Origin of the sequence: Flavobacterium aquatile LMG 4008 = ATCC 11947 (genome assembly GCF_000757385.1) — a bacterium.
GTDB classification, from domain to species: Bacteria; Bacteroidota; Bacteroidia; order Flavobacteriales; family Flavobacteriaceae; genus Flavobacterium; species Flavobacterium aquatile.
Genome location: NZ_JRHH01000003.1, coordinates 614,261 through 639,408, shown reverse-complemented (window position 1 = coordinate 639,408; position 25,148 = coordinate 614,261). Strand labels below are relative to the sequence as shown.

At 32.9% G+C, this 25,148-nt stretch carries 23 protein-coding genes; 12 read left to right on the top strand and 11 right to left on the bottom strand.

Features of this window, described 5'->3' with window-relative positions; translation table 11 throughout:
• Nucleotides 1-66: 66 nt before the first annotated feature.
• Nucleotides 67-846 (top strand): O-methyltransferase, encoded by a 780-nt coding sequence (locus LG45_RS08895; protein WP_035126284.1) that lies wholly within the window; start codon nt 67-69, stop codon nt 844-846.
• Nucleotides 847-901: 55 nt separating this feature from the next.
• On the opposite strand, the gene LG45_RS08890 is transcribed toward LG45_RS08895, so the two are convergent.
• The gene (locus LG45_RS08890) at nt 902-1,579 is read right to left on the bottom strand and encodes a hypothetical protein (RefSeq protein WP_035126282.1); all 678 of its coding nucleotides are present in this window, start codon (nt 1,577-1,579) and stop codon (nt 902-904) included.
• A 162-nt stretch (nt 1,580-1,741) separates the two neighbouring features.
• On the opposite strand from LG45_RS08890, the gene LG45_RS08885 reads away from it, so the two are divergent.
• From LG45_RS08885 to LG45_RS08865, 5 genes are all read left to right on the top strand, one after another.
• Nucleotides 1,742-2,440 (top strand): ABC transporter ATP-binding protein, encoded by a 699-nt coding sequence (locus LG45_RS08885; RefSeq protein ID WP_035126280.1) that lies wholly within the window; start codon nt 1,742-1,744, stop codon nt 2,438-2,440.
• Nucleotides 2,441-2,643: 203 nt separating this feature from the next.
• Nucleotides 2,644-3,213, top strand: a complete 570-nt coding sequence (locus LG45_RS08880; protein WP_035126278.1) for a cob(I)yrinic acid a,c-diamide adenosyltransferase — start codon at nt 2,644-2,646, stop codon at nt 3,211-3,213.
• Between the two features lie 205 nt (nt 3,214-3,418).
• The gene (locus LG45_RS08875) at nt 3,419-3,640 is read left to right on the top strand and encodes a DUF2795 domain-containing protein (protein WP_022828503.1); all 222 of its coding nucleotides are present in this window, start codon (nt 3,419-3,421) and stop codon (nt 3,638-3,640) included.
• Between the two features lie 105 nt (nt 3,641-3,745).
• The gene (gene secA, locus LG45_RS08870; RefSeq protein WP_035126275.1) at nt 3,746-7,099 is read left to right on the top strand and encodes a preprotein translocase subunit SecA; all 3,354 of its coding nucleotides are present in this window, start codon (nt 3,746-3,748) and stop codon (nt 7,097-7,099) included.
• 776 nt (nt 7,100-7,875) lie between these two features.
• Complete coding sequence (locus LG45_RS08865) at nt 7,876-9,123, top strand: OmpA family protein (protein WP_035126273.1); 1,248 nt, start codon at nt 7,876-7,878, stop codon at nt 9,121-9,123.
• Between the two features lie 69 nt (nt 9,124-9,192).
• Here LG45_RS08865 and LG45_RS08860 read toward each other — a convergent pair whose 3' ends face one another.
• The 3 genes from LG45_RS08860 to LG45_RS08850 form a co-directional block, all read right to left on the bottom strand.
• On the bottom strand, nt 9,193-9,666 hold the full coding sequence (locus LG45_RS08860; protein WP_165570800.1) for an outer membrane beta-barrel protein: 474 nt from the start codon (nt 9,664-9,666) through the stop codon (nt 9,193-9,195).
• Between the two features lie 83 nt (nt 9,667-9,749).
• Nucleotides 9,750-11,153, bottom strand: coding sequence for an FAD-binding oxidoreductase (locus LG45_RS08855; RefSeq protein ID WP_035126272.1), 1,404 nt, complete (start codon nt 11,151-11,153; stop codon nt 9,750-9,752).
• Nucleotides 11,154-11,392: 239 nt separating this feature from the next.
• Nucleotides 11,393-12,301, bottom strand: coding sequence for an AEC family transporter (locus LG45_RS08850; protein ID WP_035126270.1), 909 nt, complete (start codon nt 12,299-12,301; stop codon nt 11,393-11,395).
• A 98-nt stretch (nt 12,302-12,399) separates the two neighbouring features.
• On the opposite strand from LG45_RS08850, the gene meaB reads away from it, so the two are divergent.
• Nucleotides 12,400-13,482, top strand: a complete 1,083-nt coding sequence (gene meaB / locus LG45_RS08845; RefSeq protein ID WP_035126268.1) for a methylmalonyl Co-A mutase-associated GTPase MeaB — start codon at nt 12,400-12,402, stop codon at nt 13,480-13,482.
• 4 nt (nt 13,483-13,486) lie between these two features.
• Here meaB and LG45_RS08840 read toward each other — a convergent pair whose 3' ends face one another.
• The 3 genes from LG45_RS08840 to LG45_RS08830 all read right to left on the bottom strand — a co-directional run bounded on the left by LG45_RS08840 (nt 13,487) and on the right by LG45_RS08830 (nt 16,088).
• Nucleotides 13,487-13,714, bottom strand: a complete 228-nt coding sequence (locus LG45_RS08840; RefSeq protein WP_035126265.1) for a hypothetical protein — start codon at nt 13,712-13,714, stop codon at nt 13,487-13,489.
• Nucleotides 13,715-13,752: 38 nt separating this feature from the next.
• Nucleotides 13,753-15,123 carry an MATE family efflux transporter gene (locus tag LG45_RS08835; RefSeq protein ID WP_035126263.1) on the bottom strand — a complete coding sequence of 457 codons (1,371 nt, stop codon included), beginning with the start codon at nt 15,121-15,123 and terminating at the stop codon, nt 13,753-13,755.
• Nucleotides 15,124-15,209: 86 nt separating this feature from the next.
• Nucleotides 15,210-16,088 carry a PPK2 family polyphosphate kinase gene (locus LG45_RS08830; protein WP_035126260.1) on the bottom strand — a complete coding sequence of 293 codons (879 nt, stop codon included), beginning with the start codon at nt 16,086-16,088 and terminating at the stop codon, nt 15,210-15,212.
• A 132-nt stretch (nt 16,089-16,220) separates the two neighbouring features.
• On the opposite strand from LG45_RS08830, the gene LG45_RS08825 reads away from it, so the two are divergent.
• The 4 genes from LG45_RS08825 to LG45_RS08810 all read left to right on the top strand — a co-directional run bounded on the left by LG45_RS08825 (nt 16,221) and on the right by LG45_RS08810 (nt 19,831).
• Nucleotides 16,221-17,057: a DUF6929 family protein gene (locus LG45_RS08825; RefSeq protein ID WP_035126258.1), complete on the top strand. Its 837-nt coding sequence runs from the start codon at nt 16,221-16,223 to the stop codon at nt 17,055-17,057.
• A 160-nt stretch (nt 17,058-17,217) separates the two neighbouring features.
• Nucleotides 17,218-18,219, top strand: a complete 1,002-nt coding sequence (locus LG45_RS08820; RefSeq protein WP_035126255.1) for a LamG domain-containing protein — start codon at nt 17,218-17,220, stop codon at nt 18,217-18,219.
• Nucleotides 18,220-18,377: 158 nt separating this feature from the next.
• Complete coding sequence (locus LG45_RS08815) at nt 18,378-18,878, top strand: RNA polymerase sigma factor (RefSeq protein ID WP_035126254.1); 501 nt, start codon at nt 18,378-18,380, stop codon at nt 18,876-18,878.
• Nucleotides 18,879-18,880: 2 nt separating this feature from the next.
• Nucleotides 18,881-19,831: a hypothetical protein gene (locus tag LG45_RS08810; RefSeq protein WP_035126252.1), complete on the top strand. Its 951-nt coding sequence runs from the start codon at nt 18,881-18,883 to the stop codon at nt 19,829-19,831.
• A gap of 108 nt (nt 19,832-19,939) precedes the next feature.
• Here the strand turns inward: LG45_RS08810 and LG45_RS08805 are convergent, their stop codons facing one another.
• Both LG45_RS08805 and LG45_RS08800 read right to left on the bottom strand, forming a co-directional pair.
• Nucleotides 19,940-21,028: a sensor histidine kinase gene (locus tag LG45_RS08805; RefSeq protein ID WP_035126250.1), complete on the bottom strand. Its 1,089-nt coding sequence runs from the start codon at nt 21,026-21,028 to the stop codon at nt 19,940-19,942.
• 59 nt (nt 21,029-21,087) lie between these two features.
• On the bottom strand, nt 21,088-22,722 hold the full coding sequence (locus LG45_RS08800) for an ABC-F family ATP-binding cassette domain-containing protein (protein ID WP_035126248.1): 1,635 nt from the start codon (nt 22,720-22,722) through the stop codon (nt 21,088-21,090).
• A 196-nt stretch (nt 22,723-22,918) separates the two neighbouring features.
• Here LG45_RS08800 and LG45_RS08795 point away from each other — a divergent pair, with 196 nt between their 5' ends.
• The gene (locus LG45_RS08795; protein WP_081932059.1) at nt 22,919-24,148 is read left to right on the top strand and encodes an MFS transporter; all 1,230 of its coding nucleotides are present in this window, start codon (nt 22,919-22,921) and stop codon (nt 24,146-24,148) included.
• On the opposite strand, the gene LG45_RS08790 is transcribed toward LG45_RS08795, so the two are convergent.
• Complete coding sequence (locus tag LG45_RS08790; protein ID WP_035126246.1) at nt 24,143-24,358, bottom strand: DUF2007 domain-containing protein; 216 nt, start codon at nt 24,356-24,358, stop codon at nt 24,143-24,145. The genes LG45_RS08795 and LG45_RS08790 overlap by 6 nt on opposite strands.
• Nucleotides 24,359-24,467: 109 nt before the next feature.
• Nucleotides 24,468-25,088, bottom strand: coding sequence for a DEAD/DEAH box helicase (locus LG45_RS08785; protein ID WP_035126244.1), 621 nt, complete (start codon nt 25,086-25,088; stop codon nt 24,468-24,470).
• Nucleotides 25,089-25,148: the final 60 nt, after the last annotated feature.

The following is a 25,148-nucleotide window of genomic DNA, read 5'->3' as shown; positions in this document are numbered from 1 at the left end:
AAACAGATTATAATAACTTTGTGTATCTCTGTGACATCTTAGTGTAACTTTGTGTAATAGAAAGATTTGCTACAACATATAAAATCATATCTAAACTTCCTCTGGAACTCCAAGAATCAACATGGAGTGCATTCGCCATTTGTGTTTGATTTGGTTACGAAATGTTTTTATGATAAAAAGAATTATCGTGAATATTCTATTTTAAAAAACTACAGAAATTCACTTTTAGAAAATAAAAACACCATTGAAGTAACCGATTTTGGTGCTGGTTCGCGAGTTTTTAAAAGCAACACTCGAGCCACCAATCAAATTGCTAAAAACGCCGGAATTTCTTCTAAAAGAGCAGAGTTATTATTTAGAATTGTAAATTATTTTCAGCCAGAAAACATTCTAGAAATTGGAACTTCATTAGGTTTAGCAACTTCAGCAATGTCCTTAGGTAATAAAAATGCTAAGATTATTACTTTAGAAGGTTGCCCAAATACAATGGCAATTGCAAAAAATCAATGTCAATTGCAAAATCTAAATAATATTGAATTTGTAAACACAAAATTTGAAAATTATCTAAGAAACTGCCAACTGAACACTGAACATTGCCAACTGATTTATTTTGACGGTAATCATTCTAAAAAAGCTACTTTGGAGTATTTTGAGCTATTACTTCCTATAATTACTAACGATTCTGTTTGGATTTTCGATGATATTCATTGGAGCCAAGACATGGAAGAAGCTTGGGAAATTATTAAAAATCATACAAAAGTTACCGTTACTATTGACACGTTTCAATGGGGAATTGTTTTCTTTAGAATTGAACAAAAGAGAGAACATTTTGTGATTAGGGCATAAAAAAAAGACAACCATCCCTGATTGTCTTTTCCTGAATTAATAATCATACTTAATATTATTCTTTTGCTTCAGCAGTTTCTCTACTTTTTGCACCCATTCTGTTCATTTTAAACATTGGTCCAAATTTAAATTTGATAGAAGCAATTTTACCGTTGTCTTCAGAACTTAATCCTTCTTTTTCAACAGTATTTTTTCTACTATCCAATGCTTCATACATTAATTTTACTTCATCATAATCTTCTCTTGTAAATGATTCTTTATTATCTTTATAAGACTGAAAGAAAGCATCATAAACACTCAAGATATTGTCTTTGTTTACCCAAGAAAAATTCATGTCCTCACCTACTTTACCAGCACCAAAAAATCTGTCACGTAACATTTGATTCGGATTACTAGCAACTGCAGTAGTTTCAGCAGCTTTAGTTTCAATAGTTACTTTAAAACCATCATAAGATGAACGCGCAGCATCAATTTTTTGTTGTGATGTATTTCTCGTTTCTTCATCCAAATTTGTCAACGCAGCATTAGCTTCCGTGCTTTTTCTGTCGAAATCTGCAGCAATTTGATCCCAATTGGTTTCCATATCTGCAGCAGCAACCGTTTTCAATGAATCTACATAACTTTCTAATTCGCTAATTCTTTTATCAGCCAACTCTTTTTCATCATTTTTACAAGAAACCAACCCTAAAAGAACCATCGAAAACAATCCGAATTTTAATATACCTTTTTTCATAATTAATAAGTTTTAATATTTAATGTAAAATTAGTCCTAACATCAATCAGCGGCGTTACACATTTATTTTTTAATCTTACACAATTCTCGTTTTTTGTTGTTAAAGTTTGTAACTTTATCCAGTTATTAACTACTAATGCTATAAATTAGTCAAAAGAAGATATGTCACAATCACTCATCAACATCACCAATATAAAGCGTGATTTCGTGCTAGGTAGCGAAATAATATACGTACTTAAAGGAATCGATTTACAAATAAACAAAGGCGAATATGTAGCATTAATGGGTCCATCGGGTTCAGGAAAATCTACCTTAATGAACCTTTTAGGATGTTTAGACACCCCAACTTCTGGAAGCTATATCCTTAACGGAAAAGACGTGAGTCAAATGCACGACGACGATTTGGCAGAAATCCGAAACAAAGAAATCGGATTCGTCTTCCAAACCTTCAACCTATTACCAAGAACAACTGCATTAGACAACGTCGCATTACCAATGATTTACGCTGGATATTCAAAATCCGAGAGAAATGCACGTGCAACCGAAGTACTAACACAAGTAAATCTATCCGATAGAATGGACCACCAACCCAACCAACTTTCGGGTGGACAACGTCAAAGAGTTGCTGTTGCAAGAGCTTTGGTCAATAAACCATCCATCATTCTTGCCGATGAGCCAACAGGAAATCTAGACAGTAAAACTTCCGTAGAAATAATGAAACTTTTTGGAGACATTCATGCCTCGGGAAACACCGTAATCCTGGTAACTCACGAGGAAGACATCGCCAAATATGCTCACAGAATCATACGTTTACGTGACGGATTAATAGAAAGCGACACCCAAAATACCGATCATTTATAGATTAATGAGGAGCGAATCGCTTGGGCTTTATCAGTAATCCTTATTCCTGCCATACAAAGTAGTCTCGTTAAAAAACGAGAGCTACTTTCTCCTGTCAGGGCTAGTTAACAATCCATTTTAATTTTTGTTACCTTTGAAAAAAGAAATTTTAGAAATTTAGATTCCAAAATCTACTATCTAATATCAAAAATCTAATATCAGCAATGAAAGTATATACAAAAACAGGTGACACAGGAACAACCGCACTATTTGGTGGCACAAGAGTTCCCAAACACCACATCCGAATTGAAAGTTATGGAACCGTTGACGAATTAAATTCCCACATCGGTTTGATTCGTGACCAAGAAATGAATCAACTTTACAAAAACGTATTAATAGAAGTTCAAGATAGACTTTTTACCGTTGGCGCAATTCTAGCAACTCCACCAGAAAAAGAAACACTTAAAAACGGTCAAAAAAGACTACAAAATCTTGGCATTCAAGAATCTGATATAGAATACCTAGAAAATCAAATCGATGCCATGGAAGAATCGCTTCCGCAAATGACACATTTCGTACTTCCAGGCGGACACACAACTGTGTCATATTGTCATATTGCACGGTGCGTTTGCCGTCGCGCCGAACGATTAGCCGTACATTTAAATGACATCGAACCAACAGACGAACTCGTAATTAAGTACCTAAACCGACTTTCTGACTACCTTTTTGTATTGGCACGGAAGTTGTCATTCGATTTAAACGCCGATGAAGTTCAATGGATACCGAGAAAGTAGTGTCTTAAAACTTCAAAAGTAAAATTCCAAATTCCAACATTTAAATCCTACAATGTATCTAAAAATAGAGCATTTTTGGAGTTTGGAATTTAAAATTTGGAATTTAAAAAAAAGACGTTCTTAAACTTTATTGAAAAATAAATCAAAAAAAACTTGACTTTTTCAGTAATAAATTTATTTTTGCACAAATTAAAACCCAAAGAAGATGTATTGGACATTAGAATTAGCATCGTATTTAAGTGATGCACCGTGGCCTGCTACCAAAGATGAGTTGATCGATTACGCAATTAGAGCTGGTGCTCCACTTGAAGTAGTAGAAAATCTTCAGTCTATTGAAGACGAAGGTGAAATTTATGAATCTATGGAAGAAATTTGGCCAGATTATCCAACCGACGAAGATTATCTTTGGAACGAGGACGAATATTAAAAATAAACTAAAACAACAGAAGAAAAGTCTCCATTGGGGCTTTTTTTTTGTTTAAATTCGCAATCCCGAACTTTCGGAACACTAAAAATATAAAATAAAACCATTATGAGTTTCATAAATAGCATACTTAAAGCATTTGTAGGTGATAAATCTCAAAAAGACGTAAAGGCAATCCAACCTTTAGTAGTCAAAATAAAATCATTTGAAAGTGCATTAATGGCATTGTCAAATGACGAATTAAGAGCGAAAACCGTTACTTTCAAAGAAAAAATTAAGCAAGCAAGAGCCGAAAAAGATGCTAAAATTGCCGAACTTAAACTAAAAGCAGAAAACACAATTGACATTGATGACAGAGAAGACATCTACAATGCAATGGACGCTTTAGAAAAAGAAGCTTACGAAATCTCTGAAAAAGTTTTGATGGAAATTCTTCCAGAAGCTTTTGCTGTTGTGAAAGAAACTGCAAGACGTTTCAAAGAAAATTCTATAATTACAGTTACCTCAACTGAAAAAGATAGAGAATTATCAGCTACAAAACCTTACATTACTTTAGTTGGCGATCAAACCAATTGGTCTAATACGTGGAATGCTGCTGGAAAAGAAATCACTTGGGACATGATTCACTACGACGTTCAGTTAATTGGTGGAATCGTACTTCACGAAGGAAAAATATCTGAAATGCAAACAGGTGAAGGAAAAACTCTTGTAGCAACTCTTCCACTTTATTTAAATGCATTGACTGGAAATGGTGTGCATTTAGTAACCGTGAATGACTACTTAGCAAAACGAGATAGTACATGGAAAGCACCTTTATTCGAATTCCACGGAATCACAGTAGATTGTATCGATAACCATTCTCCAAACTCGGTTGCAAGAAGAAAAGCTTATGAAGCCGACATTACTTATGGAACAAATAACGAATTTGGATTTGATTACTTAAGAGATAACATGGCGCATTCGCCAGAAGATTTAGTTCAAAGAAAACACAATTATGCTATTGTCGACGAGGTCGATTCGGTATTAATTGATGATGCTAGAACACCATTAATTATTTCTGGTCCGGTTCCAGATGGTGATCGTCATGAATTTAATGAATTGAAACCAAAAATCGAAAATCTTTTCAATTTACAACGTCAGTTAGCTAACGGATTTTTAACCGAAGCTAAAAAACTTATTAAAGAAGGAAATACTAAAGACGGAGGTTTTCAATTATTAAGAGCATTCCGTGCATATCCAAGAAACAAAGCGTTAATTAAGTTTTTAAGTGAAGAAGGAATAAAAGCCCTTTTACAAAAAACTGAAAATGAATACATGCAAGACAACAATCGCAAAATGCCAATGGTTGACGAAGCTTTGTATTTTGTAATCGAAGAAAAAAACAATCAAGTAGAATTATCAGATAACGGAATTAAATTCTTGTCTCAAGATACCGACGATACGTTTTTCGTTCTTCCAGATATTGGAACAGAGATTGCAAACATCGAAAAACAAAACCTTGAAAAAGATCAAGAAGCAGAAGCTAAAGAGAAATTATTTCAAGATTTTGCAGTAAAGTCAGAGCGAATTCATACACTTACGCAGCTATTAAAAGCCTACACGATATTTGAAAAAGATACAGAATATGTAATCATGGACAATAAAGTGATGATTGTAGACGAATCAACAGGTCGTATCATGGATGGTCGTCGTTATTCTGATGGATTACACCAAGCTATTGAAGCAAAAGAAAATGTTACTATTGAAGCTGCAACTCAAACATTTGCTACTATTACATTGCAAAATTATTTCCGTATGTACAGTAAATTGGCAGGTATGACCGGAACTGCAGTAACAGAAGCTGGTGAGTTATGGCAAATATATAAATTAGACGTTGTTGAAATTCCGACTAATAGAGGAATGGCTCGTCAAGATAAAGAAGATTTAATTTACCGTTCGGTTCGTGAAAAATTCAATGCAGTAATTGAAGATGTAACGCAACTTTCAGCAGCTGGAAGACCAGTTTTAATTGGAACAACTTCGGTTGAAATTTCAGAATTATTGAGTCGAATGTTAAAAATGCGCGGTGTTAATCACAACGTGTTGAACGCTAAAATGCACAAAAGTGAAGCAGAAATTGTTGCCGAAGCAGGAAAACCTGGTGTTGTAACGATTGCAACTAATATGGCTGGTCGTGGAACCGATATCAAACTAACTCCAGAAGTAAAAGCGGCTGGCGGATTAGCAATTATTGGTACAGAACGTCACGATTCGCGTCGTGTTGACCGTCAGTTACGTGGTCGTGCTGGTCGTCAAGGTGATCCAGGAAGTTCGCAATTTTATGTTTCTTTAGAAGATAACTTAATGCGTTTATTTGGTTCAGATAGAGTTGCCAAAGTTATGGACAGAATGGGATTGAAAGAAGGTGAAGTTATTCAACACTCTATGATGACTAAATCTATTGAAAGAGCTCAGAAAAAAGTAGAAGAAAACAACTTTGGAACACGTAAACGTTTGTTAGAATATGATGATGTTATGAATGCTCAACGTGAAGTAGTTTACAAACGTCGTCGTCACGCTTTGCATGGTGAACGTCTAAAATTAGATATTGCCAACATGATGTATGACACTTGCGAAGTTATCGTTAGTGATAACAAAGCATCTGGAGATTTTAAAAATTTCGAATTTGAATTAATCCGTTATTTCTCTATCACTTCTCCAATATCCGAAGGTGATTTTTCTAAATTATCTGAAACCGAAATTACAGGTAAAGTATACAAAGCAGCAATGCAGTATTACACTGAAAAAACCGAAAGAAGCGCGCGTGAAGCCTTCCCTATTATTGCAAATGTTTATGAGCAAGAAGGAAATAAATTTGAACGAATTATAGTTCCATTTACAGACGGAATTAAATCGTTGAACGTGGTTACCGATTTGAAAAAAGCTTACGAATCTAATGGTGCACAATTGGTTGCCGATTTCGAAAAAAACATCACTTTAGCAATTGTTGATGAAGCTTGGAAAAAACACTTACGTAAAATGGACGAGTTGAAACAATCAGTTCAATTAGCCGTTCACGAACAAAAGGATCCGTTACTAATCTACAAATTGGAAGCATTCAAATTATTTAGAACAATGCTTGATGGTGTTAACAAAGAAGTGATTTCATTTTTATTTAAAGGTGATTTACCGCAACAACAAAACAACATTCAAGACGCTAGAAATGAGGTACGCCAAAAAGAAAATTATACCGAATCTAGAAGTGAAATTGCCAACAGCGAAGAACTGGCACAACAAAATAGAGAAGCTGGACAAACACAGCAACGTCAGGTAACAGAAACTATCGTTCGCGACCAACCAAAAATTAACAGAAATGATAATGTAACTATTAAACAAGTTGCAACTGGAAAAACCGAAACTATGAAATTCAAAAAAGCCGAAAGTTTACTAGCTAATGGCGAATGGGTTTTGGTTAACGAATAAAAATTAAACAACGATTTGCAGTTTTTAGATTGCAGTTCAAAAATAATATCCTCAATTGTGAAAGCAGTTGGGGATTTTTATTTACAACTTACTTTTTATTATATGACTTTATTTCATACATTTACTAAACTAAAATTTAACTAACTCAAAAAAAAGATATCATGGCAAAAAGTCAAGACGCAAAAAAAACGGAAAAAAAAGAACCTCTTAAAACTGCAAAAGAAAAAAAAGAGGAAAAACGAATTAAAAAAAACACTCCTAAGAGAGATTAATTAAAATGAGCGCTTATTCTATTATAAGCGTTTTTTTTATACATAAAACTTATAAAATTGACTTAGTTTATAAATAAGTACCTTTTTTCAAAAACACAATTATTGCTTATATCACAAATTTCGACCTATTTCTGTCGATTTTTTTAAATTTTAATAACTAAAACCTCGAATATATTAAACTTTCTTAAGCAAAAACATCGATTAAACAACAGAATAAATAGATAAAAAGCATTATTTTTCATTTATTCTACAAAAATAGATTAAATTAAATTTTTATCAGTATTCCTAATTTAGTACTTATTTATTGCACATAATTCTATCTTAATCAAAAATACCCACCAATGCTATTTTTTAATTCTTAATTACCAGAAATATTACCAATCAAACATGGCAATTATGTATAATATTAAAGTTAGGATGTAAGCTAACTATTAGCATAACCTCTATCTTTGCAGTAAATTTTTACTAAAAAAGAGAGAAAGAGTTTAATTAAATTAAAGAATTATGAAGAAGTGTTTACTATTATTATCCTTTTTAATGATTTCTATTGCAAACGTTAATGCACAAGAAACAGAAGAAAAAGAATCAGGTTTTGACAAATGGTCAATTGAATTAAATGGCGGTGTTAATAAACCAACGAGAACTATGAGCTCTGGTTATTATACAAAAACGTTTAATCTTTTCCACGCAGATTTAGGAGTTAGATATATGTTTAACCCAAAATTTGGAGTAAAATTAGATTTTGGATATGATAAATTTGAAGACGGAAACTCAAGTGCTCCATTTGAAAGTACATATTTAAGAACAAGTTTGCAGGGAGTTGTAAATATTGGTAGAGTTTTAAATTTTGAAACTTGGACGAATACATTTGGTTTATTAGCACACGGTGGATTTGGTGCTTCTCAATTGACATCTAAAAACGGTTTTGAAGGTGAAGATTACATGGGTAACGGAATTCTTGGATTAACTGGTCAAATAAAATTAAGCAATAATGTTGTTTTAACTGGTGATATTACTGGAATTGCTAACGGTAAGCAACAACACAACTTTGACGGAATGAGTCAGGTTAATACTAGTGCTATTGATGGAATTGTAATGAACGCTTCTGTTGGTTTGACTTTTTACTTAGGTAAAAACGAAAAACATGCAGACTGGTATTTTGAAAATAAAACAGAAGAAATTGAAGCACTTGAAAAAAGAATTGCTTTTATCGAAACTGGTCTTGTTGATACCGACAAAGATGGTGTTGCAGATTTATACGATTTAGAGCAAAATACTACAACTGGAGTTGCTGTTAATTCTAAAGGACAAGCTGTTGATGTTAACAAAAATGGTGTTCCAGACGAATTAGAAAGCTATTTAGATAAAACTTATGGACAAAATGGTAATGTTGCGTCAAATGGTACTATAGAAGAATTAATCAACGGTGGATATGTAAATGTTTACTTTGACTTTAATTCTGATACACCAACAAGTTCTTCAGTTTCTGGAGTTGATTTCTTAGTGAAATACCTAAAAGCAAATCCTTCTACAAATGCTCAAATCATTGGATATGCTGACGAAGTTGGTGACGCAAGTTACAACCAAGCTTTATCTCAAAGAAGAGCTGATGCAGTTAAAAATATCGCTGTTAACTCAGGAATTAGCGCTTCAAGATTAACTGTTGTTGCTAACGGTGAAGATGCTTCTGTGAACAAAGATTCTAAAGCTGCACGTCAAATTGTAAGAAGAGTTACTTTCTCTGTAAAATAATTTTACGTTTTAATATAATAGAAAACCGCTGTAGCAATTACAGCGGTTTTTTTTGTACTATTTTATATCTTAGAACTTGTAACCTGCGCCAATAAAGATTCCGCTGATGCTCACATCACCCATTCCTAATGAGTATTTTGCATTTACTTCGATGTCTTCTGTAACATCATAAGAAGCTCCAAAATCAATGTTTACTTTAAATTCGTCTTCTTCTGCGTCAAGGAAGTAATTCAAACTTGGTCCAGCCAAAATTCCGAATTCTTTTGAAACCGAATATTTAGCTAAAATTGGTACACTCAAAAAGTTGAAATCTTTAATTGCAACATACAAAACTTCGGGCTGTACAGAAAATTGTTCCGAAATTCCGATGTTAGCAAAACCTCCAACAAAAAAGCCAGTTTCTGATGAGGTAGCTGTTGTTCCTAAAAATTTTACTTTGGCTGTAGCAAAATCAACTCCGGCTTTCACTCCGAATTTAGTTTCTTGCGCATTACAAAAAAAGGTTCCGGCAAGTAAGAATGTTGTAAAAAGTAATTTTTTCATCATGTTTAAATTTTGTGGGTTAATGATGATGTAAAACTATTTTACTTTTAACAACGGTGAAATACGTATAAAATCGTATTTTTCTACAATTCGTCTGGAAAAATCTTACCAGGATTTAAAATATTATTCGGATCAAAAACACGTTTGATACTTTCCATCAATTCTAAATGTGTTTTTGTAAAAGCGATATCCATATAGTTTTTTTGTACGAAACCTATTCCGTGTTCTCCAGATAATGTCCCTTTTAAACCAACAGTCAGTTCAAATATTTCGCGAATTCCAAGTGGAACTTGTGTTAGCCAATTATCATCTGACATATCCGATTTTATAATATTTACATGCAAATTTCCATCGCCGGCATGACCATAACAAACCGATTTGAATCCGTATTTATTTCCTATGGATTTTATTCCTTCTAATAGTTTTGGCAATTCATATCGTGGCACAACTGTATCTTCTTCTTTATAAATAGAATTCGATTTTACAGCTTCGGCTACCGAACGACGCATTTTCCATAGTGCATTTTTCTCGTCTTCGGTATCAGCAAATAATACTTCGTCAATTTCGAACTGCTCCAAAACTGTCATTATTTTTTCGGCTTCAGAAAACAAAATATCTGGATAATTTCCGTCTACTTCTATCAATAAATGCGCTTGAACTTCGTCTTTAACTTTTACACTGATGTCGTCGTGGTACTTCAAAGTCCAATCGATGGCGTCGCGTTCCATAAATTCTAAAGCACTTGGTACAATTCCATCTCTAAAAATTGCCGAAACTGCTTCGCAAGCTTGACTTGCCTTGTAAAACGGAACCAACATCAATACGCTATGAGAATTCTGCGGCAATAATTTTAAAACGATTTTTGTTATAATTCCGAGTGTGCCTTCGCTTCCAACCATTAACTGCGTTAAATTATAACCAGTTGAATTTTTCAGAGTATTCGCACCAGTCCAAATGATTTCTCCGTTGGGTAAAACGACCTCTAAATTAAGTACATAATCTTTGGTAACACCATATTTTACAGCTCTTGCACCACCAGAATTTTCGGCTACGTTTCCTCCTATCCAACAACTTCCTTGACTGCTTGGATCAACAGGATAGAATAATCCTTTTTCTGCAACAGCTTCACGCAAAACCTGAGTAATTACTGCTGGTTCTGTCGTGATTTGCAAATTATTTTCATCAATTTCTATAATTTTATTGAGACGTTCCATCGACAAACCGATGCCTTTGTAAATTGATAATGCTCCTCCGCTTAAACCTGTCCTTGCTCCTATTGGCGTGGTTGGAATTTTATAATCGTTGGCTAGTTTTAGAATTTCAGAAATTTCGAATGCATTGGCTGGTTTTACAACAACACTTGGCGGAAAAACATAATCTTCGGTTTCGTCGTGACCATAATGATTTCTGGTTTCATCGTCGGTGAAAACGAATTGTTCTCCAACTATTCTTATTAGTTTTTGTAGTGCTTCTGGATTGAATTGCATTTTGTATAAATTGAGAAGTAAAAATAGAAAAAAATGTGATTAGTAAAAAGTAATAATCGATTAGAAACTATATTTAAATAAATTTTTTATTGAAAAGATGATTTTACAAAAGACAAATGCTGTCTAGCCCTGATACAAGAATTGTTTGAGCTCTCCCGATTTTTATCGGGAAGCGAGTTCTTGTAGCAGGAAAATGGAAAACAAAAAATGCGCAAGCGATTCGCTCCTAAACTTTAGTACTACATTTTTAAAATATAATACCAAAAAGCGAGAGAAATAAAGGAAAGCGGAATTCCAATGCCAATCATCATGCTACTTAATTTTGGTTTCAAACCGTAATTTGTGGCTAATATTGAAGCCGTTATCATCGGCGCCATTGCCGATTCCATTATGGAGACATCGATATCTAAACCTTTTGCTCCAAAAATTATTCGATATAATATGAAGAAAAATAAGGGCATGACTAATAGTTTGAAGAATAAACCCAAAGCCAAAAAAGACCAATGTTTACTTCTTGCATCAATTTTTAATTGTAATCCAACGGCAACTAAGGCAACTGGAGTAACTGTGTTTCCTATTTTTAAAAAGGAACTTTGCAATGAACTTGGAAAATCCATTGACAAAATAGTACACAAAATGGCGATAGAAAAAGCTATAAATGGAGGAAACTTAAGAATCTTCATTAGAATTTCTGAAGTGTTTAAGTTGCCTCTTGAGAAACTGGCTGCGACCAAAATTCCCAATGTTGTAACTACTACAAATGAACCTGGTTGATCTACAATAATTGCTGTTTTTAAACCTTCTGGACCATAAATAGCTTCAATAATTGGAAATCCTACAAAGGAAGTATTGCTTAATCCACCAGTTAAAATGAGGCAACCAATTAGTTTTTTTGACCATTTTAAATAAGTTCCTAAAGTGTAGAAGAATAGAAATGATAAGCCAAATCCGAGCCATGCAATTCCCAATGGATACAAAAGCGACATTGAAATTGTAATTTTAGGAATGTAATAAAATGCCAATGCTGGAAGTGAAACATAAATTACATATTGATTTAGACTTTGATAGGCATTTTTAGGGAATTGAGGCACCTTTTGAAGTGCCAAACCCAAAAATAAACATAAGAATAAAAGAATAATGTTTTCCATTTTATGCATTAAAGAGTGCAAAGGTAGTTAAAGACGGAGTTGACGTGTGTACTATTTAACTACAATTTTTGTATTTTTACACAAAGTAAAATCTTCATTTGAAAACACCAGATAAAAAGTCGGCACTTTCAGAAATTGACGGTATCAATCAACCTGATACGTTGAGCATTCATGCCGTGCAACAAATTCAAAAGTTACGGAAAAAACAACCGTCGGCTAAAGAGTTGATTGATGGAATTTTAAAACATGACAAAGTGGCTTTGAGTCGCGCTATAACTTTGGTAGAAAGCACCAATCCAGAACATTTATCGAAAGCCAATGAAGTTATAAATGGTGTTTTACCTAATGCAAATAAATCGGTTAGAATAGGAATCACTGGCGTTCCAGGTGTTGGAAAAAGTACGTTTATTGAAGCTTTTGGAAAGCATTTAACTTCGTTAGGGAAAAAAGTAGCCGTTCTCGCGGTCGATCCAAGTAGTACCATTTCGCATGGAAGTATTCTTGGTGATAAAACCCGCATGGAAGAATTGGTGAAAGATGAAAATGCGTTTATTAGACCATCGGCATCTGGAGAAACACTTGGTGGCGTTGCAAGAAAAACACGTGAATCAATTATTCTATGTGAAGCTTGTGGATTTGACACCATAATTATTGAAACTGTTGGCGTTGGACAAAGCGAAACCGCAGTTCACAGCATGGTGGATTTCTTTTTATTACTAAAAATTTCTGGTGCAGGAGATGAATTGCAAGGTATAAAACGTGGTATTATGGAAATGGCCGATGCAATTGTAATAAACAAAGCTGATGGTGATAATATCAATAAAGCAAAACTAGCCAAAACCGAATTCAATAGAGCTCTACACCTATTTCCAGCTAAAAAATCGGGCTGGATTCCAACGGCTTCAACCTGCAGTTCTTATACAAAAGAAGGAATTAATGAGGTTTGGAATACCATTTCTGATTATTTAGAATTGGCAAAATCAAACCATTATTTTCAGGAAAAAAGAAAAGATCAAAATCAATTTTGGATGATGGAAACGATTAACGAGCAATTGAAATCGAATTTCTATAATCATCCAGAAATTATCGAATTGATTGAGCAAAACAAAAAAGCAGTGCAAAATGATGAAATGTCACCATTTGCAGCTGCTGTAAGTTTGTTGGAAAAGTATTTTAAATAGAAAATTACTCTTCGTAACCTTCCATTTCTTTATCGTAAAATTCTCCAGCAAGTGTAATTAAATGTTCCATTTCGCTTTCTAATTCGGTTTCGTCTTCTCCTTCTAAATCTTCAAGAAACTCAACTTCATCGTCTTTTAAATTGATAATAAAACGAGGGAAATCAAGGTGAATGATGAAAATATCATCAGGGAAATCGGAATTGTCTGCTAAAACAAATTTTGGTAATTGCATATTTTTAGTGAATAGTGATTAGTAATTAGTGAAAAGCCTTAATTCTCATTAAGTTTTTTTGTCAAATAATGAAAGCGAAGATACAAAAATATTGCTGCCGCTGATAATCCTGCTAAAAGTCCGATCCAAACGCCTACTGCTTTCAACTCGGTATACTCGCCAAGATAATACGAAATTGGAAAACCAATAACCCAATAAGCGACAAAAGTAATATACATCGGAATTTTCACGTCTTGTAATCCACGTAAAGCACCAAGAACAACTACTTGAATTCCATCTGATATTTGGAAAACTGCTGCCACCAAAAGTAATTTTGCTGCAATAATAACGACTTCTTGATTGTCAACCATCTGAATTTCATTACTCATATCTAAGAATAATGGAGGTAATATTTGATGAAAAGCAACAAATAAAACGGCGAAAATAATTTCGATAATAATCGCCAATAAAAAGATAGAACGTGCCACAATTACAAGGTTTTTATAATCGTTTAGCCCTTTTTGATTGCTTACCCTAATCATCGAAACAACGCTCAATCCCATGGCGAACATAAACGTCATTGAAGCCAAACTCAGTGCAATTTGATTAGCAGCTTGACTTGTTTTTCCGATGTTACCACACAACCAAATTGCCGCTGTAAAAAGTACTACTTCAAACAACATTTGCATCGCCGATGGCAAACCGATATTTACAATTTTCTTGATGACTTCTTTTTTAATTTCATCAAAACTAAATCCTTTAAAGTATTGCTTCAATCGTTCTTGTCTTGATAAAATAATGTGCATAAAAGCCACCATCATAATTCTAGAAATCACCGTTCCTAATGCAGCGCCAATAATTCCCATTTTAGGAAAAATCCAAATTCCGTATATCAAAAAATAATTGATTATTACGTGAATAACATTGGCCATGACAATAGCATACATCGAGTATTTTGTCATCGAAAGTCCGTCGGCAAATTGCTTATAACCTTGATAAATTATTAAAGGAACAAGAGAAAAGGCAACCCAATCAAGATAAGGTTTTGCCAATTCAATTACGTCTTTGGGTTGGTGCAACAACTCCATTATTGGCTTAGCTAAAACAATAACACCGAATAATGTAAATCCTAAAATCGTACAAAGAAACAATCCGTGATGAAAAAACGAACGAATTTTTCCGTTGTCATTTTCGGCATCGGCTTCACCTACCATTGGTGTAATTGCTGTAGAAAATCCGATACCAATAGACATCGCAATAAATATCATACTATTTCCTAAAGAAACTGCAGCAAGCTCAGTAGAGCCGAGCTTTCCAACCATAATATTATCGACAATTCCAATTAAAGTATGACCAACCATACCCAAAATTACTGGGTAAGCCAAGTGTAAATTGTATCTAAATTCTTTTGTATATTGAGAAAAGTTCACGGTGCATTTTTTGAATTGGCAAAGATAATAGATAAGTTCACACGAATTTCAAGATTTTTATGAATTCTTTATAGTGAAATTTGGTTCTATTTTCCCTTCAACTGTTCTCTATAAACCTCAATATTTGCCTTCACTTTCGGGTCTAATTCTGGTTCGGTAATATCAGTCAATTTTTGCATTTCTTCCCAAATAATTTTCGCTACAATATAACGCGCAACACCTTTATCATCAGCAGGAACAATATACCAAGGCGCGTGTTCTTTAGCCGTTTTATTTATTGCTTCTTCGTAATATTTCATGTAATCATCCCAGCGTTCACGCTCTTTCAAGTCGCCTGTAGAAAACTTCCAATTGTCCTCAGGATTTTCCAAACGCTTCAATAATCGTTCGCGTTGCTCTTCTTTACTCATGTGAAAATAAAACTTCAAAATTTTAGTTCCGTTTTGAGAAATGTGCTTTTCAAAATTGTTAATTTGCTCAAATCGATCTTCCCAAAACTGTGGCGTAATATCTTCTACTTTTTCAATTCCGGGTAAATTTTCAAACAAAATATATTCTGGATGAACTCGTGTTACCAATACATTTTCATAATGCGTTCTATTGAAAACAGCAAATTTTCCTTTTTCTGGCAAAGCCAAATAATGACGCCACAAATAATCGTGTTCCAACTCGCTAGAATTGGGCGTTTTAAAACTATGAACCACAACACCACGAGCATTAAATTCCTTAAAAACTTCGCGAATCAAACTGTCCTTTCCGCTAGTGTCCATGCCTTGTAAACAAATTAAAAACGCATATTTATTGTGAGCATACATCGCATCTTGTCGCTTGCTCAACTTCACTTGTACTTTGTCCAACGCTTCTTCTTCCTGATCACTATCGGTGTCAATATCCAATTTTGTTGGCAACTTCGATAAATTTATCTTCCCAACAACTTTAAAATCTTCTATGTTAATTGATTTCATAATTTATGTTTTATCATTGTAAAAATACTATTTTTGAGGAGCTATTTCCAGCTATACGCTCTATCTTTTCCTTTTTAAAGAAAAAAGAAAAAGGATGCCGCTGCTATCTGGGCTAAACTTATCTGCTAACTTATGGAAAAATTTCAACTTTCGCTACTATTTAAAATCATTGGGCTTGGCTCAGCATCGGGATTAATTTATCAAGACAATTCAATATTGGCTATTGGCGATAATAGTTCGTACTTATATGAATACCGCATTGATTCTCAAAAATTAGAAAAACACGCGTTAATAGAAAACCCACAAGAAAATACCCCTAAAAAAGTGAAACTCGATTTTGAAGCCATCACAAAATTCGAAAATAATGTTTACATTTTTGGTTCGGGTTCAACTGAAAATCGTAATAAAATGGTACAATTCGATACCACAACCAAAAAAGTAACTGCAACTACTGATCTTTCCGATTTGTATTTGGTAATGCAATCTTTTGGTAAAATAACTCCAGATGATTTTAATATTGAAGGTGCAATTTATAACGGTCAGTCGTGGTATTTATTCAATCGTGGCAACGGAAAAACCAATAAAAATGTAGTTTTTACAATTGATGGAGAGAATTTAACTAATGATTTCAGAGTTTTAGCAAACGAATACAAACTTCCAAAAATAAAAGGCGGTCGAACCAGTTTTACCGACGCTATTCTTATTGAAAACAAAATTTATTTCCTCGCCACAGCCGAAAATACTGAATCAACTTATGACGACGGTGAAGTTCTAGGCAGCATCATAGGACGAATTGACACAACAACAATGAAAATAGAGTTCACTAAAAAAATAACGGATACTCATAAATTTGAAGGAATTACTTTTTCAAAAAAATCGGGTAATGAAATGGAGTTTTTTTTATGCGAAGACAATGACACCGAAGTTTTAGAGTCAAATATATTTAAGCTAGCAATTACTATAAAATAAAATTTCGTAAAAATCTTATTACAAAATAATTTAATTCTTAAAAAGTTATACTAAAAAATAGCTGAACTTCAATAAAACTAGATATTTCTGTTTTATATAATAAATTTATTGTTAATTAATTATAATTATGTAAATTTGAGTGAATCAAAACAACTTAATTATGAAACAAAAACTACTTTTTCTTTTAGTATTTACTTTTTGCAACACCAGTTTTTCACAAAACAACTACCTCGATTTTGATGGTGTTAATGACAATGTTACTGTTTCTGGCTCCGAAAACATTCTTCCTAATGCTACAGCAATTTCAATGTCGTGTAAAATTTTTCCGAAAAGTACAACTTCTGGATATCCATTATTTGACGGATTTGCAGGTTATAGAAACGAAACTAACTTTGACTTCTACCTAATTCAACTAACTAGTAATCAATTAGAAGCCCGATTTAGAAACTCAAGCGGAACCGCTTTTTCAATTACTTACAACGGATTAGTTTTAAATCAATGGAGTCATTTTTTCTTAGTTTACAATGGCTCAACTTTAAAACTTTATAATGGCACAACAGAAGTTGGGTCAGTTGCTGCATCAGGTTCTGTTCCTGCATCAAATGCATCAACTTTCAAAATTGGATTAGTTCAATTTCAAACTTTCAATTGGTATCACAATGGATACATTGATGAAGTAAGTCTATGGAATAAAGGCCTATCTCCTTCCGAAATTAGTACAATTATCACAAATAGTGGTGAAATTGCAAATCCATCAGGAGAAACTAATTTAAAATTATACTACAAATTCAATCAAGGAATTCCTTACGGAAGCAATCCAGGATTAACCTCATTAATTGACGAAAAAGCCACCGCCAACGGAACATTAACCAACTTTGCTTTAACAGGAAATTCTTCCAATTGGGGAAGTGCTACATTAATCACAACAGCATTTGATGAGAATAAAAGTGTAGTTTATCCAAACCCAACTTCAAGTATTTTAAATTTTTCAGGAATATCCGAAATTCAAAATATAAAAATAGTAGATCTGTATGGAAGAGTAATTTTAGATAAAAATCTAGATCCAACACAAGAACCAACTATTAACGTTAATCAATTACAATCAGGCACTTACCTTGCCATCATAAATAATGATTTGAAAGTCAAATTTCTAAAAAAATAAAATATCTTTACACTTAATAATTAAAAGCTTATCGTTATGGTAAGCTTTTTTTTTACATTTATTTTCTGCTCTTCCCAACCTTTTTATAAAAAATGTACTCTATACAATAAAGACCTTTAATTGTGATAAACGAAACCATATTAATTAACTGCCGAAAAATGCAACGCGAAGCGCAACGACACGTTTATGAATACATGTCGCCTAAGTTGTATCGCACCTGCAAACGGTATTTAAAAAAGGAAGAAGAAATTGAGGAAGTATTGGCCGATGCGTTCTATACTATTTTTACAAAAATGGAACAACTCAAAGAACTCGGAGCTTTTGAAGCTTGGGCACGAAAAATAACTGTAAATCAATGTCTTCATCAATTGAAAAGAAAAATAAATTTTAATATATACATTGAAGAAGCGAGTATTCAATTGCAGCCAGAAACGTTGCCAGAAACCAATCTTGAAGAAGAAGATTTACTCAATTTACTCAATTTTATTCCTGATGGATGCAAAACAATTTTTAACTTATTTGTAATTGAAGGTTATGGTCATAAAGAAATTGCAGAAATGTTGAAAATATCGGAAGGAACGTCAAAATCACAATTGAATGTGGCTAAAACCAAATTAAAAGAATTAGTCAACAATCATTATTATCAAAAATCGAATTAATCATGGACAATAAAGATACATTGTTTAACAAAATAAAATCGGCTGCCGAAAATGCAGAAAACCAAGATTTTCCGGGAATGGAAAAAGTTTGGTCACGTATTGATGCAAAGCTCGACACCAAAGTAGAAAAGAAGCACAACAACAATTGGAAAAAATTAATGATTGCCGCTTCAATCCTATTATTTTTTTCTATTGGATATCAATTTATAAAATCGGATGAAGTTATTTTGGTTCCACAAAATGAAGTTGTAACCAAAGATTCTATTAAACCAATTATTGAAAATACATTAGAAAACCAAAATGCACTTGTTCAAAGCGAGGAACTTAATCCGAATATTAAAGAAAACGCAGATGAAATTCTTGAAGAACAAATAAAAAAAACAAATACTGTTGCAGTAGCAGAATCTGTTGAAGAAACAAAAAGATCTGACAATGGTTATTTAGAATTAAGTAATGATTTAATACCAGAATCTACTCCAAGTAAACATTATTTAAATTCGGCTTCGTCTAATAATTCTGGAACTTGGATGGGAAGTCCAAAATTTGAATCTCGCGGTGTTGAATATAAAGAAGCCCAAAAAGCTGATGAGATGGAAATTTCTAATAAAAATGCAGTTGCAAAGAAGGAACAAAAAGCTAAAAAAGTTGAACCGTTAGTAATAGTCGATGATAAAATTACCGATAAAAAAGTTTCTGATTTAGTTGATGAAGACGTTGATATTTTAGTAGAATTAAAAGAACCTTTATACATCATCAACGGAATTGAGTACACTGAATTAGAAATGTTTGGACCAAATCCTACAAGTCCATATTCACCTTTAAACAAACAAGAAATAGAATCATTCACTGTTTTACAACCCGAAAAAGCCACTTCAATTTATGGTGAAAAAGGTAAAAAAGGCGTTGTAATTGTAACCACAAAAAACGGAAAGCCTGCTCCGAAGAAACAATAATTAACTCAACTATTGTTAATTAAAAAACCCGATGTATCATTATTGATACATCAGGTTTTATCGTATTATACATTTGAAAAAAGTAATCTGAAAATACTATTTAAAATACTAGCTTGGAATATTAAAAGCCAAACTTATAGAAGTACCTTTATTAATTTCACTCTCAATACTTAACTTACAATTTATTTTTTCTATTAATTGCAATACCAATTGTAAACCCATTCCGATACCTTTCTCGTTATTTGTACCGCGATTGGTAATGTAATTATGATTCCAGATATTACCAATCATTTCTTCTGACATACCTATTCCTGTATCGGATATAACCAAAATATTTTTTTCTGTTTCAATAGAAATTGTTCCGTTTACTGGTGTGAATTTAATTGCATTTGAAATAATATTTCTAATGATAATGGTTACAATTTCTCGATCAGACACAATCCTTTCTGACGATTCTAATGAAAGTTGAACGGTAATATTTTTAGCTTTATAAGCATTTTTATAAATTTCTAAAATATTGAAAAGTAATGGTTCAAAATGAATTTCAGTTTCATTTTGTGCTATAACATTAAAATTTAATTTTGCCCAATTGAGGGTTGTGTCTATCATTTCCAAAACCTGATTGGACCGTTCATTAATTAATAAAATAAAACTCAAAAAATCAGTTTGAGAAATTTCACTATTAGATGCCATTTCCGAAATTGAAGTTAAATTAGAAATTGGTCCGCGCAAATCGTGTCCTAATACCGACAACATTCGTTCGTTATTTTCGTTTATACGTTTCAATTTTTCTTGAAGAACAATTTCTTTATCAACATCTACAAATGCAACAACATGTACTTTATTTATTACAGAAGCTTTAATTTCATACCAACGTTTAACTCCATTTTTGCACGTAACAAGCGATTGCTTTTTAACAAAAATGGTTCCTTCCTGTTGCGATAGCTTTTCATTCATTTCCCAAGATGCTATGACATTTTTCCTATACTCGTCATCTGGATAGGCATGTTCGTACCATTTGTCAATTGTAGGAATTTCATCATAAGAATATCCAATCTCTTCCAAAAATTTTTCATTGAGGTAGGTATTCCAATGCACATTATCTATAACTTCGGCAATAATAAAAGGATAAGGTAAGAAATCTGCTACCTTTTGGAGTTCAAATCTGGAAATTTGTAATTCGTTACTATCATTCATGATAATGAAATCTTGTTTTAGGATTACAAAATACTCATTATTTTTGGATTCTAATAAAATTATTTTTCTATTTCTCGAAGCGATTCCATTTTCTTATGAGCAAGGAAACCTTTTATGTCTTCAAAATGCTCTTTCACGCGTTTATTTCCAAATTCGAATACTTTTGTAGCCAATCCGTCAAGGAAATCTCTATCGTGCGAAACCAAAATTAAAGTTCCGTCAAAATCACGTAAAGCATCTTTAATAATGTCTTTGGTTTTCATATCCAAGTGATTTGATGGCTCATCGAGAATCAATAAATTGACTGGTTCTAACAATAATTTTATCATTGCCAAACGCGTTTTTTCACCACCAGAAAGCACTTTCACTTTTTTAGTAATATCATCACCGTGAAACATAAATGCTCCTAAAATATTTTTTATTTGCGTTCGAACATCACCAACGGCAATATCATCGATAGTTTCAAAAATAGTTGCATTTTCGTCTAATAAGGAGGCTTGATTTTGAGCAAAATATCCAATTTGAGCATTGTGACCAACTTCTACTGAACCGCTATTGATTTCGATTTCTTTCATAATGGCTTTTATCATGGTCGATTTTCCTTCCCCATTTTTACCAACAAATGCCACTTTATCACCACGTTCAATTACAATATTGGCATCTTTAAAAATCAATTTATCACCATACGATTTTTCTAAATCTTTTACAATTACTGGATATTGTCCTGAACGAATTGCTGGTGGAAATTTCAATTTCAAAGCTGATGTATCTACTTCGTCAACTTGAACCAAAACAAGTTTTTCAAGCATTTTTACACGAGATTGCACGGCATCAGTTTTAGAAAAAGTACCTTTAAATCGATCAATGAAAGCCTGATTATCGGCAATCATTCTTTGTTGCTCATCGTAAGCTTTTTGTTGATGAATTCTTCGATCTTTTCTTAGTTCTAAGTAATGAGTATATTTGGCTTTATAGTCATAAATTCTTCCCATTGTAACTTCAATAGTACGATTGGTTATGTTATCAACAAACGCTCTATCGTGTGAAATTACAACTACCGCTTTCGCCGAATTGATTAAAAAATCCTCCAACCATTGAATACTTTCAATATCCATGTGATTGGTTGGCTCATCTAGAAGAATTAAATCGGGCTTGCGTAAAAGAATTTTGGCCAATTCAATACGCATTCTCCAACCTCCAGAAAATTCTGAAGTTTGACGTGTAAAATCATCTCTATCAAATCCTAATCCGACTAATATTTTTTCAACTTCGGCTTCATAATTGATTTCTTCAATGGCATAAAATTTCTCGCTCAAGTCAGAAACTCGTTCGATTAATTTCATGTACTCGTCACTTTCATAATCCGTTCTGATGGTTAATTGCTCATTAATTTCATCAATCTCAGCTTTCATTTGGAAGATTTCTCCAAATGCTTTCGACGCTTCTTCCATTACAGTTGAACCATCTTGAGTTAATAAATGCTGCGGTAAATAGGCAACAACTGCGTCTTTTGGAGTAGAAACATTTCCTGTTGATGGTTTACTTTCGCCTGCAATTATCTTTAAAAGTGTTGATTTTCCAGCACCATTTTTACCCATCAAGGCAATTTTGTCGTTTTCATTGATAGCAAAAGAAACTTCACTAAATAAAGTGGTTCCGCCAAAATTTACGGAAATATCGTTAACTGTAATCATTTTTCTTTAAGTTGGAAGTTGGAAGATCGAAGTTAGATGCTTCTATCTAAATATTTTTTTGAAGGTGCAAAGATAGATTAATTAGTCAATTTTAATATGACAATTACATAGGAAACTTTGAAAAAATACTATCTATTTGATGGAATTCTATTAGTTACTTTTAACTTTGTAATTTTAAATTCAAAATTTGAAACCGATGCCATTGATTGACTACAGTTTTTTAAATAAAATTTTGCCCAAAGCAAAGATTAAAAAGTCGTTTAAAAAAGCTAAAAGTTCGTACTTAATTCGAGTTCGATTGGCTACGGCATTATTTTTCTTTGGCATGGGATTTTGTTTTGCAACTTGGGCAAGTAGAATTCCCGATTTAAAGCTGACTTTGAATTTAAGCGAATCTGATTTGGGAACCATTTTATTTGCTTTGCCAATTGGTCAATTGCTTGCTATGCCATTGTCTGGAAAGGTTGTATCCAAATATGGAAGCCGAAAAATTGCAATTTTAGGTTTACTTTCTTATGCCTTTTTCTTAACCGTACTTGGATTACCAACACAAAGTTGGCAGTTAGGTTTAGGATTATTTCTCTTCGGATTTTTTGGTAATTTTTGCAATATAGCGGTCAATACACTAGGAGTTTATACACAACAATTATTCGAAAAACCGATTATGGGTTCGTTTCACGGTTCGTGGAGTTTAGCTGGATTTTCTGGTGCATTATTGGCTTTGATTATGTTGTATTTTAATTTAAGTCCGTTTCAGCATTTTGTTACTGTTTTAGGAATTATTACATTATTAGTTTTATTAAATTACAAATATTTGGTGAAAACCACACTTAAAAAAGTGGAGGAAAAAGAAAAAGTTTCCTTTTTTAAAGTTCGAGATAAGTCACTTATTTGGCTTGGTGTAATAAGTTTTTGTTGTATGGCAAGCGAAGGAATAATGTTCGATTGGAGTGGCGTTTATTTCAAAGAAATTGTAAAAGCTCCAGGTTCTTTAGTAGTTTTAGGATATACGTCATTTATGGTTACAATGGCAATAGGACGTTTTTTAAGCGACATTCTAGTTGGAAAATTCGGACCGAGAAAAGTATTAATTGTAAGCGGATTTGTAATTTCGACAGGATTGTATATGGCAGTTTTGTTTCCGAATTTAATTGCTTGTACTTTAGCATTTATGATGGTCGGATTTGGAGTTTCGAATGTAATACCGATTGTTTTTAATGCTGCAGGAAATAGTAAAACAGTACCAACGAGTATTGCATTGACAATTGTTTCAAGTATCAGTTTTATGGGATTTTTAATTGGTCCGCCAGTAATTGGTTACATTGCTGAAATGACAAGTTTACAATATTCGTTTGCTTTTATAGGTGTTTTTGGAGTTTTTATTTCACTGCTGACTTTGAGATTAAAGATGTTCAAAGAACTATAAACTCAATCTAAACTCCTCAATTACAGGATTAGCCTTCCCGAAATCAGTTTCTTGGATGAATAATTCTGCTGCTTTTGCACTTTGAATACTTGGTAAAACATTAGCTTGATTGTTATTTCTAATAACCGTATTAATGCCAATTGCTTCGATTTTTTCTTGTAATGAAATTGCTAGAATTTCTTCTCCTGAAAATATTTTTATTAAACCCATTTTTATGATGTATTGTTGTATAATGTACTATTGTAATTTACTGTGTGCGATTCCTGCGGAATGACAAACTGTGTGGAAAAAATTAAATTTGAAATCTAAAACCTGAAATCTATTCCTCATCTTCTATTTCGAAAAAAGTTGGCTCAATCATGATTTTGTCTGCCAAAACTTCTACTCTTTCTGTAATTTCTGAGCAAAAGAAAATACGTTGTGTTTTTTCTACACTTGCAGAAAGTCTCAAAATTACCGCATCTAATCGGTTTCTAAAAAGAATATCGGCGTCATCAACTACAAACATTTTTATCGTATTCATATTAAATCCAGCCGAAGAAAATAAGGCATTGATTCTGTTTGGAGTTCCAATTAAAATGTCTAATCCTAACGAAATAATGTTTTTATCATAATCAATATCTCCTTTGTCGTGCGAACCAAAAATACTTAAATCGGTGTAATTTCCATATTTTAAAAAGAGTTCTTCCATTTCTAGAACTTTCTCTTTGTTTTCAACAATGATTAAGGCACGAGTACTTTCATCATGAGTTTTTTCTAATCGCTGAATGACATTTAAAACAATAGTTGTAGTTTTTCCTGATCCTGTTGGCGACTGAATTACAGCATCTTTTCCGCTTTTTATGGTAGAAAATGTTTCTTGTTGCATTTCATTGGCTTCAAGTAAATTGTTTTCAATTAAGGCTTGCTGTAGGTTTGGGTTTATTTTTTTTAATTGCATTTTTTTCTAGTAAATAGTAATTAGTGAATAGTAATTAGCGTTGACTTTCCACTAATTACT